At 64.0% G+C, this 15,457-nt stretch carries 15 protein-coding genes; 9 read left to right on the top strand and 6 right to left on the bottom strand.

The genetic code is table 11. The features are described from left to right. The 8 genes from hutH (at position 1) to HV823_RS07825 (ending at position 7,726) form a co-directional block, all read left to right on the top strand. Entirely contained in the window at positions 1-1,536 is a 1,536-nt protein-coding gene (gene hutH, locus HV823_RS07860) for a histidine ammonia-lyase (RefSeq protein WP_176949172.1), read from the top strand. A gap of 4 nt (positions 1,537-1,540) precedes the next feature. Continuing rightward, the gene (hutG, locus tag HV823_RS07855; RefSeq protein ID WP_176949171.1) at positions 1,541-2,341 is read left to right on the top strand and encodes an N-formylglutamate deformylase; all 801 of its coding nucleotides are present in this window, start codon (positions 1,541-1,543) and stop codon (positions 2,339-2,341) included. An 18-nt stretch (positions 2,342-2,359) separates the two neighbouring features. Then, a complete protein-coding gene (hutU, locus tag HV823_RS07850; RefSeq protein ID WP_176949170.1) occupies positions 2,360-4,045 on the top strand; it encodes a urocanate hydratase in 1,686 nt (561 codons plus the stop codon). A gap of 58 nt (positions 4,046-4,103) precedes the next feature. Then, the gene (locus HV823_RS07845; protein WP_176949169.1) at positions 4,104-4,676 is read left to right on the top strand and encodes a HutD family protein; all 573 of its coding nucleotides are present in this window, start codon (positions 4,104-4,106) and stop codon (positions 4,674-4,676) included. Between the two features lie 186 nt (positions 4,677-4,862). Continuing rightward, the gene (locus tag HV823_RS07840) at positions 4,863-5,213 is read left to right on the top strand and encodes an MbcA/ParS/Xre antitoxin family protein (RefSeq protein ID WP_176949168.1); all 351 of its coding nucleotides are present in this window, start codon (positions 4,863-4,865) and stop codon (positions 5,211-5,213) included. 10 nt (positions 5,214-5,223) lie between these two features. Then, entirely contained in the window at positions 5,224-5,721 is a 498-nt protein-coding gene (locus tag HV823_RS07835; protein WP_176949167.1) for an RES family NAD+ phosphorylase, read from the top strand. Between the two features lie 105 nt (positions 5,722-5,826). Further along, positions 5,827-7,233, top strand: a complete 1,407-nt coding sequence (locus HV823_RS07830; protein ID WP_176949166.1) for an aminotransferase-like domain-containing protein — start codon at positions 5,827-5,829, stop codon at positions 7,231-7,233. Between the two features lie 106 nt (positions 7,234-7,339). Continuing rightward, on the top strand, positions 7,340-7,726 hold the full coding sequence (locus HV823_RS07825) for a DUF983 domain-containing protein (protein ID WP_176949165.1): 387 nt from the start codon (positions 7,340-7,342) through the stop codon (positions 7,724-7,726). A 133-nt stretch (positions 7,727-7,859) separates the two neighbouring features. Here HV823_RS07825 and HV823_RS07820 read toward each other — a convergent pair whose 3' ends face one another. The 3 genes from HV823_RS07820 to ahpC form a co-directional block, all read right to left on the bottom strand. Beyond that, positions 7,860-8,774: a LysR substrate-binding domain-containing protein gene (locus tag HV823_RS07820; RefSeq protein ID WP_176949164.1), complete on the bottom strand. Its 915-nt coding sequence runs from the start codon at positions 8,772-8,774 to the stop codon at positions 7,860-7,862. Positions 8,775-8,884: 110 nt separating this feature from the next. Further along, on the bottom strand, positions 8,885-10,465 hold the full coding sequence (gene ahpF / locus HV823_RS07815) for an alkyl hydroperoxide reductase subunit F (RefSeq protein WP_176949163.1): 1,581 nt from the start codon (positions 10,463-10,465) through the stop codon (positions 8,885-8,887). Between the two features lie 112 nt (positions 10,466-10,577). Further along, a complete protein-coding gene (ahpC, locus tag HV823_RS07810; protein ID WP_176949162.1) occupies positions 10,578-11,141 on the bottom strand; it encodes an alkyl hydroperoxide reductase subunit C in 564 nt (187 codons plus the stop codon). Positions 11,142-11,322: 181 nt separating this feature from the next. On the opposite strand from ahpC, the gene HV823_RS07805 reads away from it, so the two are divergent. Beyond that, positions 11,323-11,841: a L,D-transpeptidase family protein gene (locus HV823_RS07805; RefSeq protein WP_176949161.1), complete on the top strand. Its 519-nt coding sequence runs from the start codon at positions 11,323-11,325 to the stop codon at positions 11,839-11,841. 187 nt (positions 11,842-12,028) lie between these two features. Here HV823_RS07805 and HV823_RS07800 read toward each other — a convergent pair whose 3' ends face one another. From HV823_RS07800 to HV823_RS07790, 3 genes are read right to left on the bottom strand one after another with little or no spacing between them, the layout of a single operon-like run. Next, on the bottom strand, positions 12,029-12,619 hold the full coding sequence (locus HV823_RS07800; RefSeq protein ID WP_176949160.1) for a dual specificity protein phosphatase family protein: 591 nt from the start codon (positions 12,617-12,619) through the stop codon (positions 12,029-12,031). Then, positions 12,616-13,734 (bottom strand): MBL fold metallo-hydrolase, encoded by a 1,119-nt coding sequence (locus HV823_RS07795; protein ID WP_176949159.1) that lies wholly within the window; start codon positions 13,732-13,734, stop codon positions 12,616-12,618. The genes HV823_RS07800 and HV823_RS07795 overlap by 4 nt, the downstream gene beginning before the upstream one ends. Next, entirely contained in the window at positions 13,722-15,455 is a 1,734-nt protein-coding gene (locus HV823_RS07790) for an ABC transporter permease (protein ID WP_176949158.1), read from the bottom strand. The genes HV823_RS07795 and HV823_RS07790 overlap by 13 nt, the downstream gene beginning before the upstream one ends. Positions 15,456-15,457: the final 2 nt, after the last annotated feature.

Below are 15,457 nucleotides of genomic sequence, written 5' to 3'. Positions count from 1 at the left end.
ATGACGATCACGCTTCATCCTGGTCGGGTCACACTCGCCGAACTCGCCGACATCTATTGGAACAACGGCTCGGCCAGGCTGGACCCGTCCTTCGACGCCGCCGTGCTGAAGGGCGCCGCGCGGATCGCCGAGATCGCCTCCGGCAATGCGCCGGTCTACGGCATCAATACCGGTTTCGGTAAGCTCGCCTCGATCAAGATCGACAGCGCCGATCTTACCACCCTGCAACGCAACCTTATCCTGTCGCATTGCTGCGGGCTGGGTGCGCCGCTGCCGGAAAACGTCGTGCGCCTGATCATGGCGCTGAAGCTCATTTCCCTCGGCCGCGGCGCCTCCGGCGTCCGGATAGAGCTTATCCGGCTCATCGAGGGGATGCTCGAAAAGGGCGTCATCCCGGTCATCCCGGAAAAGGGCTCGGTCGGCGCCTCCGGTGACCTTGCGCCGCTGGCGCATATGTCGGCAACCATGATGGGCGAAGGCGAGGCTTTCTTCGGTGGCGAGCGCATGGCTTCCCGCCACGCGCTGGACAAGGCCGGACTGGTGCCGGTCGTGCTGGCAGCAAAGGAAGGGCTGGCGCTGATCAACGGTACGCAGACCTCGACGGCGCTGGCGCTCGCCGGCCTGTTCCGCGCCCATCGCGCAGCCCAGACGGCACTCGTCACCGGTGCATTGTCGACCGATGCGGCCATGGGTTCGTCCGCGCCCTTCCATCCCGACATTCATGCCCTGCGCGGCCACCGGGGCCAGATCGACGCGGGCGCAGCCTTGCGCCGGTTGCTCGAAGGCTCGGAGATCCGCGAAAGCCATATCGAGGGCGACGAACGGGTGCAGGACCCCTATTGCATCCGCTGCCAGCCGCAGGTCGACGGTGCCTGCCTCGATCTTCTGCGCTCGGTCGCCCGGACACTGGAGATCGAAGCCAACGCGGTGACTGACAATCCGCTCGTGCTCTCCGACAATGAGGTCGTTTCCGGCGGCAATTTCCACGCCGAACCGGTGGCCTTTGCCGCCGACCAGATGGCGCTTGCCATATGCGAGATCGGCGCGATCGCGCAGCGGCGTATCGCACTCCTCGTCGATCCCGCGCTTTCCTACGGCCTGCCGGCATTTCTGTCGAAGAAGCCGGGACTCAACTCCGGTCTGATGATCGCCGAAGTCACATCGGCTGCCTTGATGAGCGAGAACAAGCAGATGTCGCATCCGGCCTCGGTCGACTCGACGCCTACTTCCGCCAATCAGGAAGACCACGTGTCGATGGCCTGCCATGGCGCGCGCCGCCTTCTGGCCATGACGGAGAACCTGTTCGGGATTCTCGGTATCGAGGCGCTGGCTGCCGTTCAGGGCGTCGAGCTTCGCGGGCCACTCAAGACCAGCCCTGAGCTGGAGAGGGCCGTCGCGGTGCTGCGCTCGGCGGTGCCCACGCTCGAAGGGGACCGATACATGGCACCGGATCTGGCCGCCGCGTCCAGTCTCGTTGCATCCGGCGCGCTCGTCGCCTCCATTTCCGCCGGCATCCTGCCGGTGCTGGAGGGTTGAGGCGATGGAAAGCTTTGAGGTCAAGCAGGGTACATCGCCGGTCATTCTCGGACTGCCGCATACCGGAACACACGTCCCGCCGGATATCTGGGAGCGCCTGAACGACAACGGGCAGATGCAGGCCGATACCGACTGGCATATTCATGAGCTCTACGACGGCCTTCTCGCCGATGCGACGACGGTTCGCGCGACGTTCCATCGCTACGTCATCGATGCGAACAGGGACCCGTCGGGCGCCAGTCTCTACCCGGGCCAGAACACGACCGGCCTTGTGCCGGAGACGGATTTCGACGGCAAGCCGATCTGGAGGGACGGCGCCGAGCCTAACATCGAGGACATCGCCGCACGGGCCGCGGCCTTCCATGCCCCCTATCACGCAGCGCTCGCGGCGGAGATCGAACGGGTCAAGGCAATCCACGGCATAGCCATTCTCTACGACTGCCATTCCATCCGCTCGCACATACCCTTCCTCTTCGAGGGCAGGCTTGCCGATTTCAATATCGGCACCGACAACGGCGCGACCTGCGATCCGGCAATCGAACGTATCGCCGTCGAAGTCACGTCGGCCGCAGCCGGCTATACGAGCGTTCTCAACGGCCGCTTCAAGGGCGGCTGGACGACCCGGCACTACGGGCAGCCTGGACTGGGGGTACATGCCATTCAGATGGAACTGGCACAATCCACCCATCTTTCCGCGGAAGCCCCACCTTTCGCTTATGATACGAATAAGGCTACGCGCCTGCGCATCCATCTCAAGGACATCCTTTCCCGTATCGAGCGCCGCGCGCCCGAACTTGCGAAATAATTTCTGGAGCAAGACGCCATGACCAATCCCCGCCACAACATTCGCGACGTTCGCGCACCGCGCGGAACCGAACTGAACGCGAAAAGCTGGATGACAGAAGCGCCGCTGCGCATGCTGATGAACAATCTCGACCCGGACGTCGCCGAGAACCCGCACGAACTGGTCGTCTATGGCGGCATTGGTCGCGCGGCACGGACCTGGGACGACTTCGACCGCATCGTCGCGACCTTAAAGACATTGACGGAGGACGAGACGCTGCTCGTCCAGTCCGGCAAACCGGTCGGCGTTTTCCGGACGCACAAGGACGCTCCCCGCGTACTTATCGCCAACTCCAACCTCGTGCCGCACTGGGCCACGTGGGACCATTTCAACGAGCTGGATAAGAAGGGCCTTGCCATGTACGGCCAGATGACGGCCGGCTCATGGATCTATATCGGCACGCAGGGCATCGTTCAGGGCACCTACGAAACATTTGTCGAGGCCGGGCGCCAGCATTATGACGGCAATCTCAAGGGCAAGTGGATCCTGACGGGCGGCCTCGGCGGCATGGGCGGCGCCCAGCCGCTCGCGGCCGTCATGGCCGGCGCCTGCTGCCTGGCCGTCGAGTGCGACGAAACACGCATCGATTTCCGCCTGCGCACCCGCTACGTCGATGAAAAGGCAAAGACGCTCGACGAAGCCCTCGCGCTGATAGACAAGTGGACGAAGGCCGGCGAAGCCAAATCCGTCGGGCTGCTCGGCAATGCCGCGGAGATCTTCCCGCAACTGGTCGAACGCATGAAGGCTGGCGGGCCGCGCCCCGACATCGTGACCGACCAGACCTCCGCGCATGATCCATTGAACGGCTACCTGCCGATCGGCTGGACGGTGGCCGAACACAAGGCCAAGCGCGAGAGCGATCCCAAGGCTGTCGAAGCGGCCGCCCGCGCCTCGATGAAGGTGCATGTGGAGGCCATGGTCGCCTTCTGGGATGCCGGCGTGCCTACGCTCGACTACGGCAACAACATCCGCCAGGTGGCGAAGGACGAGGGCCTGGACAACGCGTTTGCCTTCCCGGGCTTCGTGCCGGCCTATATCCGCCCGCTGTTCTGCCGCGGCATCGGCCCGTTCCGCTGGGCGGCCCTTTCCGGCGATCCGCAGGACATCTACAAGACCGATGCCAAGGTGAAGGAACTGCTGCCGGACAACAAGCACCTGCACAATTGGCTGGACATGGCCCGCGAGCGGATTTCCTTCCAGGGCCTGCCGGCGCGCATCTGCTGGGTCGGCCTCGGCGACCGCCACCGCCTGGCGTTGGCTTTCAACGACATGGTCAGAAGCGGAGAACTTTCGGCCCCGATCGTCATCGGCCGCGATCACCTCGATTCCGGTTCGGTCGCCTCGCCGAACCGCGAAACGGAAGCGATGAAGGACGGCTCGGATGCCGTTTCCGACTGGCCGCTGCTGAACGCCCTGCTCAACACCGCCTCGGGAGCCACCTGGGTCTCGCTCCATCATGGCGGCGGCGTCGGCATGGGCTTTTCCCAGCACTCCGGCGTCGTGATCTGCGCCGACGGAAGCGACGACGCGGCCAAGCGTCTGGAGCGCGTGTTGTGGAATGACCCGGCGACCGGCGTCATGCGCCATGCCGATGCCGGCTACGACATCGCGTTGGACTGCGCCAAGGAAAAGGGTCTCCGCCTGCCGGGCATCCTCGGCAACTGATGAGCGAGCACGAAGGCCCTTCAGCCAGAGGGCCTTTCAATCCTGACGGAGGAGCCCCGTGAAATTTCTGCGCTACGAGGATCAACGGGCCACCCCTTGGAAGAACGGGGGCGGCGTCACACGCGAAATCGCGGTCAGGTCGGATCCCGCCGTCCTACCGGAGTTCCTTTGGCGCGTCAGCATGGCGACCGTAAGCCAGCCCGGGCCGTTCTCGCGATTTGAGGGCATCGATCGCACGATTGCGGTTCTGAAGGGGGCCGGTATCGTTCTGCACGCTTCCGATGGCGACACGCTCCTGACGCGGGACGCAGGACCCCATTCGTTCGATGGCGAAGCGGCCGTCACGGCGTCGATCGTCAGCGGCGAGACGACGGATCTTAACGTCATGACCCGGCGGGGACAGTTCGAACACCGGATCGAAAAACTGGTCTTCGACCACGCGATCGCGATCGACGGCGAGACGGACGAGACGCTGATCGTCTTCAACAGCAATGTGACGGCCAAACTTGCGGAAGGGCTTTTCGCGGGCCAAGCGCTCGACGGGATTGGCGACATCCCGCGGGGAGCCCGGGTGTATTTGACGCCCGAGGACCGCGGGGAAGTTTACGTCATACGAATCGAGCGACGTTGACAGCGGCCGTGCCGCGATCATCTCTCAGGACAAACCGGGCGCGCGAACTTCGGGTAGAGGGTGCCACCATGGCCGCTGCCGCCCTGGTTCTCCCGCAACCCGATCATCAGGGCACTCTCCATGTTGAATGCCGCACGTACTGACGCTATATTGCGTCTGATCTAAAGGCTCCGCAGGAGAAATCTGATGGGACTCGCACAGTATGCGGACAACGGCTTGTTCGCCCCGCGCAAGATCGCGGAAGCCTTTCGCACCACAAGCGAAGAGGTCGCGCGCACCGCAGGCCTTGGCAGGGATGCCATCCAGCGAAAGGATCGGGTGAAATCCGACCGGACGCAGAGGCGGCTGCGCGAAATGATCGAGGTCGTCAACAAGGTCGAGGTTCGCTTCGGCTCGGCCCTCATCGCCTATGCCTGGTATCGCTCAGAACCGCTGCCCGGATTTTCGGGCCAGACGGCCATGCAACTGGTTCAGAGCGGCCGTGCCGACGAGGTGTTGGAATATATCGACGCGGTCGACGCCGGCGTGCACGCCTAGGGTCGCGGTCTTGCACTACGTCGGAATGCTCTATCGCGCATTGAACCCGGTCTACGCCCGCCAGCCGCTTTCCGGCCGCGGCGCCGAACTGTATGGCGGCCGGTTCAACGCGAAGGGCGTGCCCGCGCTCTACACCTCGCTCTCCGTCATGACGGCGCTTCGGGAAGCCAACCAGGTCGGAAACCTCCAGCCGACGACGCTCGTCTCCTACGAGGCCGATATCGACCACGTCTTCGACAGTCGCGACGAAACTGCGCTCGCAAAGTTCGGAATGGATGCCGCGCGCCTTGCCGATACGACGTGGCGCGATCAGATGAAGCATGCCGGCGAAGCCCGTACGCAAAGCTTCGCCCGGCGCCTTGCAGAGGAAGGCTTTCACGGCCTCCTCGTGCGCAGCTATGCCCCCGGCGCCACGACCGGCGATCTCAACCTCATCCTCTGGTCATGGAGCGACAGCGCCCCGGCGCGCCTGCGTCTTGTGGATGACGAGAACCGGCTCTCCCGCTAGCTCGGCAAACCGTCTCGCCACCTCAGCACCGCAAGTTCGCGGATGACAGCCATGCGATGCAACAATATACAGTCAATTCGCACGGCATGATCCAAAGGCGCAGCAATGACCGACTGGCTTCCCGACCTGACCCGTAGCAGCAGCCCGCGCTACATCGCCATCGCCGATCTCATAGAGATGGACCTGCGCGACGGCACGCTTGCAGCCGGCGATCGGCTGCCGCCGCAGCGCGAACTTGCGCGCCGCCTGAGCATCGATTTCACGACGGTCGCGCGCGGTTACGTCGAGGCGCGCAAGCGGGGCCTCGTCGATACGCAGGTCGGCCGAGGCACCTTCGTGACCGGCCGCACGTCGCACAAGAAACGTCACTTCGAGACCGGCACTTTCGATTCGGATCCCCGCCGCACCGCCGCGGCCGATCTCTCGATGAACCTGCCGCCGGAGCCGGAAGATCCCGGCTTGCTGGAGCGGATGCGCGCGGGACTTGGCGCGGTCGCTGCCGACCTCGTGCCGCTGCTGCGCTATCAGGAATTCGGGGGCGCAGAGATGGACAAGGAGGCGGCGGCCCTGTGGCTCGCCCGCCGTGGTATCTCCGCACCGACCGAGCGCATCTTCATCGCACCCGGCGCGCATCCAGCGCTCCTGGCGATCGTCGGCACGCTGGCAAAGCCCGGCGAGACGATCCTGTCGGAAAAGATCACCTATCCCGGCATCCGCTCCATTGCCGCGCAGTTGCGCCTGCAGATCGCGGGATTGCCGATGGACAAGCAAGGCATTTTGCCCGACGCGCTGGAAGCGGCGTGTCGGGACCGGGCCCCGAAAGCCCTCTATCTCAATCCGACGCTGCAGAACCCCACAACGCTGACGATGTCCTCCGAGCGCCGTGCAGCGATTTGCGCCATCGTGGACCGCTTCGGCATTCCGATCGTGGAAGACGACGCCTATGGTTTCGTGTCCCCCGATGCGCCTGCGCCGCTCGCCGACTTCGCGCCCGATCTCACTTGGCACATTGCGGGGCTATCGAAATGCATCGGCGCCGGCTTGCGGCTTGCCTATGTCCTGGCGCCGGCAACGAAGGCGCCTTGGCCCTTCATCGCCGCCATGCGCGCCAGCAACGTCATGGCCTCGCCGTTGAACATCGCACTGCTGACGCGCTGGATCGAGGACGGCACGGCCGACGATCTTCTGCAATTCGTCCGCACCGAAGCCGCTCACCGGCAGGAAGTCGCGGCCAGCCTGCTGTCGGCCGAAACCTATAGCGCCGCCCCGCAGAGCTTCAACATCTGGCTGACGCTGAGAAACGGCTGGAACCTGTCGAATTTCACGGCACACATGCGCTCGTCCGGCATCAGCGTCGTGGCGAGCGACGCTTTCACGGTCGAAGGTCCCGCGCCGGAAACGGTCCGCGTGTGCCTGGGCGGGCCGATCGGTCGCGACCGCCTCGCTGGTGCCCTCGGCTTCATGGCCCATTCGCTTGCGGGGCCGCCCGAGATGACCGGCTCTTTCTTCTGATCGACCGGAATCCTTTTCACCACCTGTCAGGCTGCGACATTATCGCAGATTTGAATGCATTCGCTTCATGCTATTATCCATTCAATCTTGATGGAGACATACAATCATGTCCATGCAATATCCCGCCTTGCCGCCGATGCAGACCGGTGTTCGTGGCCGTTGTCCGCGTTGCGGGGAAGGCCATCTGTTCGACGGCTTCCTGGCGCTGCGCCCCTCCTGCGAGGCCTGCGGGCTCGACTATTCCTTCGCCGATCCGGCCGACGGCCCGGCGTTTTTCGTGATCTGCTTTGCCTGCGTTCCGAGCGTGCTGCTGGGCGTCTGGCTGGAGGTGACCTTCGCGCCCGCCCTCTGGGTGCACTTCCTCGTCACCGCGCCGTTCATGCTCCTGACCTGCATTCCGCCGCTGCGGCCGCTGAAGGGCTGGCTCGTTGCCAGCCAGTATTTCTACAAGGCAGAGGAGGGCAAGCTCGCGCGGCGAGAGAGTGTCAGCTAGACCTTTGCCCGCGTTTCATCGCTAGTCCGCTGGACACGCCTTGAGCGCCTTTGCTTCGGGATTCCCGCCTGCCTTGGTCAAACGGAATCCGCTTCCGGACAAATGCCTTGGCTCCGCGGATGGCAGGACGATCTCAGGCTGCGTTCTGTTCACCATCGGGCAGAAGCTCCAAGGAAATTTCGCGCAGCAGCGCCGCGATCTCCTTCAGGAACTGGCTCATCGCAGAACTGCGACGCCAGCACAGCGCCAGGCGACGGCTCGGCGCCGGATCGTTGAACCGCAGCAAGCTTATCTGCGCCGACGCCGGGCTGCGGGCGGCGAGCTCGGGAAGCAATGTCATCCCCACCTCCGCCCCGACCATCTGGCGCAGCGTTTCCAGGCTCGTGGCGCGGAACGAGGCCCGCTCCGCCGCTCCCGAGACGCGGCAGACGTCGAGCGCCTGATCGCGCAGGCAATGCCCCTCCTCCAGCAGCATCAGGTCGTAGCCGCCAAGCTCGTTCAACGCGAGCGTATCGCGGCGCGCCAACGGGTGCCTCGCCGGCACGGCCAGCAGGAAGCGCTCCTCGAACAGAAATTCCACCTGCAGCCGCTCGTCCTCGATCGGCAGCGCCAGCACGGCCGCGTCGAGCTTGCCTTCGCGCAAACGCGCAAGCAGGTTCTCGCTCTTCTCCTCCAACAGGAGGAGTTCGAGTTGCGGGTAGCGTTCCCGGAGCCTAGGCACGACGTGTGGCAGCAGATAGGGCCCGAGCGTCGGGAAGATGCCGAGCCGCAGCGATCCAATCTCCGGGTTGCGGCAGCTCAGCGCCGCCCGGCGCATTTCCTCGACCTCCCCCATGATCCGCCGCGCCCGCGCCACGGCATCGCGACCGAACGGGGTCAGCATGACCGAGCGCGGCGTGCGCTCGATCAGCGCCGCCCCGAGATGGTCTTCCAGCTTGCGGATCTGTGTCGAAAGCGTCTTCTGACTGACACGGCATACCTCGGCCGCGCGGCCAAAATGCCGATGATCGGCAAGGGCGATGAGGTATTCCAGCTCGCGCAGGGTCATGGCGGCATCAATCCTTCGCACGCAGGCGCCCGCAGGATCCGGTCCGGCGGGCGCCGAGCGCGACATTCAAACAGGTAAGCGCCACTCCAATGGGGTGGCGCGCCGATCGATCAGGCGGCCTTGGCGTTGTCGGTGTCCGGTGCCGAAGTCCGCATCAGGTGATCGAACGCCGAGAGCGATGCCTTCGCCCCTTCCCCGACGGCGATAACGATCTGCTTGTAGGGCACCGTGGTGCAATCGCCTGCCGCAAAGACGCCCGGCACCGACGTCTGGCCGTGATGATCGACGACGATCTCGCCGCGCGAGGAAAGTTCCACCGTACCCTTCAGCCACTCGGTGTTCGGCAAAAGGCCGATCTGCACGAAGATGCCGTCGAGCGAAAGCGTATGGCGCTGGCCCGCAATCCTGTTCTCATAGACGAGGCCGGTGACCTTCTTGCCGTCCCCCAGAACCTCAGAAGTCCTGGCATTCAGCAGGACATCGACGTTCGGCAGGCTGCGAAGCTTGCGCTGCAGCACGTCGTCGGCGCGCAGCTTGCCGTCGAACTCGATCAGGGTGACATGGCTGACGATGTTGGCGAGATCGATCGCGGCCTCCACGCCGGAATTACCCCCACCGATCACCGCCACGCGCTTGCCCTTGAACAGCGGCCCATCGCAATGCGGGCAATAGGCAACGCCCTTGTTGCGGTACTGGTCCTCGCCGGGAACGCCCATCTGCCGCCAGCGGGCGCCGGTGGAGAGGATCACGGTCTTGGAACGCAGGGTGGCGCCGTTGGCAAGTTCGACGGAAACATGATCGATCCCCGGCACCAGCTTTTGTGCGCGCTGCAGGTTCATGACGTCGACGTCATAGTCCTTTACATGTGCCTCGAGCGAGGCTGCGAGCTGCGGACCCTCGGTATGCCGCAGGGAGATGAAATTCTCGATTGCCATGGTGTCGAGCACCTGGCCGCCGAAACGCTCCGCGGCAATGCCCGTGCGGATGCCCTTGCGTGCCGCATAGATCGCAGCCGCCGCGCCCGCCGGGCCACCGCCGATCACAAGCACGTCGTAAGGCTCGCGCTCGTTCAGCTTCTCCGCCGCCCGCGCAGCGGAGTTGGTGTCGAGCTTTGCAACGATCTCTTCGATCTCCATGCGGCCCTGCGCAAAGATCTCGCCGTTGAGGTAGACGGTCGGGACAGACATCACCTGGCGGCTTTCGACTTCGGCCGGGAACACGCCGCCGTCGATCGCCACATGCTTGATGCGCGGGTTGAGCACGGCCATCAGGTTCAGTGCCTGAACCACGTCCGGGCAGTTCTGGCACGACAGCGAAAAATAGGTCTCGAAGGTCAGGTCGCCGTCGAGATCGCGGATCTGGTCGATGATCGCCTGCTCCGTGCGCGGCGGATGCCCGCCGACCTGCAGAAGCGCCAGCACCAGCGAGGTGAATTCGTGCCCGAGCGGAATGCCGGCAAAGCGCAGGTGGATGTCGTGGCCGGGGCTATTCAGGGCGAAGGATGGCGCACGCTCGCCGTCGCCGCTGCGCCGGCTCACGGTGATCTTGTCGCTGAGGGCGACCAGATCGTCCAGCAGCGCGATCATCTCCCGGGACTTCACGCTGTCGTCGGTCGAGGCGACGATCTCGACGGGCCGGACGAGCTTTTCGAGATAGGCTTTGAGCTGGGCTTTGAGATTGTCGTCGAGCATCTGGCACTCCGGGAATTCATGAATATCGCGGCCGCGGTCTTGGGAGGAGGCGCGGCAAGTTTGGCTCGCCGCCCCGCAATCGTCGGGACGGCGGTTCGTTCATAGCGTCGCGTCAGATCTTGCCGACGAGGTGCAGCGAGGGGGCGAGCGTCTTTTCGCCCTCTTCCCACTTGGCCGGGCAGACTTCGCCCGGATGCGAGCGCACGTACTGCGCGGCCTTGACCTTGCGCAGCAGGTCGGCGGCGTTGCGGCCGATGCCTTCCGCAGTGATTTCCATGGCCTGGATCACGCCGTCGGGATCGACGATGAAGGTACCGCGGTCGGCAAGGCCTTCACCTTCGCGCATCACTTCGAAGTTGCGGGTGATCGTGCCGGTCGGATCGCCGATCATGGCATATTCGATCTTGCCGATCGTTTCGGAGGCGTCGTGCCAGCCCTTGTGGGAGAAATGCGTGTCCGTCGAGACGGAGAACACCTCTACGCCAAGACGCTGCAGTTCGCCGTAGTGATCGGCAAGGTCGCCGAGCTCGGTCGGGCAGACGAAGGTGAAGTCGGCCGGATAGAAGAAGAAGATCGCCCACTTGCCCTGGATATCGGCTTCGGTCACTTCGATGAATTTGCCCTGCTTGAAGGCCTGCGCCTTGAACGGCTTGATGGTGGTGTTGAGGACGGACATTGGGATCTCCTGTACAAATTGCTGCAAAGCGAAAACTCGCCTTCGCGGCGCAACATAGACAGGCGCCCCTCATAAATGAAATAGATAAATTCTGTAATTTCGATAGATGCGAACTATCGCCGCAGTCGGGACGTCAATCTGCGATCGGGGGGGCGTATCGCTTCAGGGAAGGAGTTTGGAGTTGGATCTGATCGTATCTCGAAACGGAGATGGCTGGCAGGCCGCCTACGGAGACAAGCGCTGGCGCTGCGCCGTCGGCCGCGGCGGGCTGCGCGCGGCAAGCGAGAAGGTCGAGGGCGACGGCGCGAGCCCGATCGGGTGTTGGCCGATCCGTCAGGTTTTCTACCGTGCCGACAGGCTGGCACAGCCGGCATCCCCCTTTCCGGTACAAGCCATCGACCGCCTGGACGGCTGGTGCGACGCCCCTTCGCACCCGGAATACAATCGCCAGGTAAAGCTACCCTTTGCGGCAAGCCACGAAGAACTCTGGATGGAGGACGACATCTACGACATCGTTGTGGTGCTGGGTCACAATGACGATCCGCCCATCCCGGGTGCGGGCAGCGCGGTCTTTCTGCATATCGCCCGACCCGGATACACGCCGACGGCGGGATGCGCAGCGCTCTCGCGCGAGGACCTTCTCGCTTTCCTCGCACTTGCCGAGCCCTCGAGCCACCTCGTCTTTTCCGACACAGCCTGACATGGGCGTCCGGGGCGCAAGCCGAGCGCTGATCGCAAGCCCAACGGTCCTTTAGCGTCGTGGTAGCGATGGTCTGTCCGCCCTCGGCTATCGATCTATCGGCCAAAAGCGGTTCCTAGCGCAAACCAAGAGGCTTCATTCCGCCGTTGGCCGACCATCGACCGTAGCGGGTGGTCAGTTCGCCTCGTCAACAAACGTCTGGCCGGCGAAACGCGGGAATCATCCTGCATGCGGCCCGCGCCATCTCGAGCATGGCCGGCTGCGGCTGGGTCGTGTCCAGCCCACGCACGCGCCTGACATGATCGACCGCAGCCTCGATCGTCTCGAACCGATCGGGATGATGCATGTGCATGTACAGCGCAATGGCCGTTGCGGAACGGCTGCGCCCTCCCCTGCAGTGAACCAGAAGGTTCCCGCGACGATGCGCCGGATAGTGCGACTTTCCGGGGCTTTCCTGTTCTACGATGCCGGAGATCGCGAAAGCTGCCGCGAGCAGGTGCTCGGGCGTATTGCCTGGCCCGTCGATCAGCCCGATATGCGTGCGGCGGACGCGAGTGCCGTCCGGCAGCGAGAGCGGCGCGATCTCGATGTTGACCGCGAGGTTCATCGTGGAGGTGATGTTGTTCTCCTGAAGGAGAACAGGATTTGCTGCTGCGACCCTGTTGCCGATGAACAGTGTCAGCCCGTGCGAGCCGGTTGCTTCAAGCACGGGAAAGAGGACGGCAAGCTCGTCTTCCTGTTCTTCGGTGAACTGCGCAGTGTGCGGCTTTACAGTCATGCGGCATTTCCATGGTTCAAGGATCGGTGAGCATAGGTCTCGACGGATCTGTCGAGCACCAGGCGGTCTCCAAGTCTTTCGGCCAGAAGCGTCATGGCCTCCGGCCTGACGAAAACCGGCATGACGCGGCGTGCGCCGGTCATGTCCGCCAGATGAAGCACATCGTCAAGGCGTGGATGAACGTTCCAGCCGAGCCAAACCGCCCCTTTTTCGGCAATCAGCCGCTCGGCCGGTGTGCCATGCGGGACGTGGCTTGAAAAAATGAAACGAAATCCTTCGTCAATCCTTGCGACCAGGGTCGCAGAGGCGCCCGCCTCTCCGTTTGCTTCACTGGCAATGAGAACGTCGGAAGGACCCCAGTCCGCTTCCTTCGTCTCCGGCAGATCTGCCAGCAGGGCCTTGAGCCTTTCCTGCAATGGCCCTCCAGTCATTTCGCGCGTCTCCGCAAGGTTTGCGATTTCGTTGCGGATCTGTGCGTCGACCTGCACGGGCAGGCCACGCGCGGCAAGGGCAAGCGCCATTTCCGGCCCGCGCCCGCCCGAGGGAACCGGCAGCACCGCCCCTCCCCGCGCCAGTTCGGCAATGGCGTCGATCTGGTCGTGAAGGCCCGTCTGCCTGTCGCCGTAGGAGGCGTCGGTAACGATGAACTCCGCTGCCGGCGGCCTGTCGAACGGCAGGAGCTGCGACTCCATGCTCCAGTCGCCGGTATAGAGAACACCACCATCCATGGCGAAATGAAACCAGATGCCGCCCGGCGCATGACCGCAGCGACCGACGGTCACGGGAACTGTTTCAACGCTCGTCTGTCCTTGTTCCGGCAGGAGACGACAGCGTGGATCGACAAGCGGGTCGATGCCGATCTGCCGGAAGGTGGTGCGTGTCGCATAGACCGGCGGATTGCCGATCCTTTCGGCCAGGTGCAGCGCGCCGGCGTGATCGACATGGGCATGCGACAGGCAGATCGCATCGACCTCGCCTAGATCACTCACATCGGGAAAAACGCCCGGTTCCGGTCCCTCGCCCAGATCGAGCAGCAGCCGCTTTGTTCCCACTTCCAGCAGGAAGGCGGCAGGAAGCTTGCCGCCGAGCCCGCTGATTGCCGTCAATCGCGCCATGGCAGTGCTCCCTTCGGCAGGCGATTGGCAAACAGCGAAGCGATGCCCATCAGCGCCAGGACGATCAGGATCATCAGGCAGCCGACGGCCGCCGCAAGTGTCGAGGAGCCGCCTTCCTCGAGGAAGACGATCATCGGCCCAATGGTGCGCGCGCTGGAGGAAACCAGCAGGATCGAAACCTGGATTTCATTGAGCGCCGACATGAAGACGATGATGCCGCCGGCGATGACGGCGGGCGCCAGCATCGGCAGGATGATGTCGCGCATGCGCTGGACGAAGCCGGCGCCGGCCACGCGCGCCGCATCTTCCAGCGACCGGTCGATCTGGGAGAACCCGCCCAGCAGCGGCCGCAGCGCCAGCGCCAGGAAGTTGGAGAGGTAGGCGGCCAGAATGATCCAGATCGTGCCATAGATGCTGAAGCCCAGAAGCGGCAGGGGCCGAAGGAAGTACAGGATCATGGCAACGCCGAGAACAATGCCCGGCAGGACATAGGAAAGCTCGGCCGCCATCTGGATCAACCGCACGAGGGGGCTTTTCTTCCAGCTGATGAAATAGGCCAGCACCAGCGAAATGACGCTGAGGAGCAAGACAGCGGTGACGGTCAGAAGGAGACTCGTCGCAAACGCGTCCCGGATCGAGGCGTGATGGAAAAGCGCATTGGCATAGTTGGTCAATGTCAGCGTATCCCAGCCGAGCTGCTGCCCGAAACCCTTCACCAGCGAGGTTGCAAAGAGGGCCGAGAGCGGCAGCAGCAAGGTCGCCGAAAGGTAGAGCCAGGCTCCGGCCTCCACAGGCAATCTCCAGCGTCCAAGGTCGATTTCCGCCGGCCGACCACCTTCCTCAACGCGCACGTCGCCTCGTCCGCCGAGCCAGTTGCTGAGGCCAAGCGCGATCACGGTGATCAGCGACAGGAGCAGCGACAGCGCTGCCATGTCGGACAGTCCCGACGGGCCATAGCTGTTCAGCTGCTGGTAGATCAGGGTTATGAGGGTCGGAAAGCGGGCGGGAATGCCGAGCATTGCCTGAATGCCGAAATTGCCGATCGCCGAGACGAAGGCGATGGCCGCACCGGCGAAGATGCCGGCCCGGGCAAGCGGAAGCAGCACGGTAAAGACGAGCTGGAGATTTCCGGCGCCCGATGCGCGGGCGGCTTCGGCAAGGTTGGCCGGCAGTCGGCGCAGCGCCGCACGCACGGTCAGAAACACCAGCGGTGCATTGTAGATTCCGAGCAGGAAGATGATGCCACCGGCGGAAAACAACGGATGCCGCACACCGGGTGTCAAGGCCAGACCAAAAAGGCCGAGCACCGGACTGGTCGGCGAAAACGCCTGCACCCAGGCAAGTGCTGTGACCTGCGGCGGGATCATCAGCGGCAGCACGAAGCCGAAAACCCACACGGCTTTGAAGCGTATATTGCCGTGCACTGTCAGAACGGCGGCGATACTGCCCAGCACGACGGCAAGTAGCGTCGAGGCCAGGGCCACGTAAAGGGAATTCAGCGCCGCCGTAAAGACGCGCGGCCGCGCAAGGACGCTCCATGTGCTGGCGAGATCGAGCGTGCCGTCAGGTGCGATGGCGGTCAGCGCCAGACGGCCGAGCGGCGCAAGCGAGATCGTTGCCACGAAGATGACGAGAATGCCGAGCGTGAGCGTTTCGGGACCGAGGCGGATCGCCGGCACAGGCCGGCGCTCCCCTGGCATCACTGCCGCGATATCTGTCATGG

The organism is Mycoplana rhizolycopersici, assembly GCF_013378445.1.
Taxonomy (GTDB): Bacteria; Pseudomonadota; Alphaproteobacteria; order Rhizobiales; family Rhizobiaceae; genus Mycoplana; species Mycoplana rhizolycopersici.
This window is presented reverse-complemented; position numbering and strand designations above follow the sequence as displayed.

Bases quoted from the DNA above. Each gene is read 5' to 3' on its own strand.
- hutH (WP_176949172.1), top strand. From the start codon at position 1: ATGACGATCACGCTTCATCCTGGTCGGGTCACACTCGCCGAACTCGCC.
- hutG (WP_176949171.1), top strand. From the start codon at position 1,541: ATGGAAAGCTTTGAGGTCAAGCAGGGTACATCGCCGGTCATTCTCGGA.
- ahpC (WP_176949162.1), bottom strand. From the start codon at position 11,141: ATGTCCGTCCTCAACACCACCATCAAGCCGTTCAAGGCGCAGGCCTTC.
- HV823_RS07800 (WP_176949160.1), bottom strand. From the start codon at position 12,619: ATGACTGTAAAGCCGCACACTGCGCAGTTCACCGAAGAACAGGAAGAC.
- HV823_RS07790 (WP_176949158.1), bottom strand. From the start codon at position 15,455: ATGACAGATATCGCGGCAGTGATGCCAGGGGAGCGCCGGCCTGTGCCG.
- HV823_RS07830 (WP_176949166.1), top strand. From the start codon at position 5,827: ATGACCGACTGGCTTCCCGACCTGACCCGTAGCAGCAGCCCGCGCTAC.
- HV823_RS07820 (WP_176949164.1), bottom strand. From the start codon at position 8,774: ATGACCCTGCGCGAGCTGGAATACCTCATCGCCCTTGCCGATCATCGG.
- ahpF (WP_176949163.1), bottom strand. From the start codon at position 10,465: ATGCTCGACGACAATCTCAAAGCCCAGCTCAAAGCCTATCTCGAAAAG.
- HV823_RS07795 (WP_176949159.1), bottom strand. From the start codon at position 13,734: ATGGCGCGATTGACGGCAATCAGCGGGCTCGGCGGCAAGCTTCCTGCC.
- HV823_RS07825 (WP_176949165.1), top strand. From the start codon at position 7,340: ATGTCCATGCAATATCCCGCCTTGCCGCCGATGCAGACCGGTGTTCGT.
- HV823_RS07840 (WP_176949168.1), top strand. From the start codon at position 4,863: ATGGGACTCGCACAGTATGCGGACAACGGCTTGTTCGCCCCGCGCAAG.
- hutU (WP_176949170.1), top strand. From the start codon at position 2,360: ATGACCAATCCCCGCCACAACATTCGCGACGTTCGCGCACCGCGCGGA.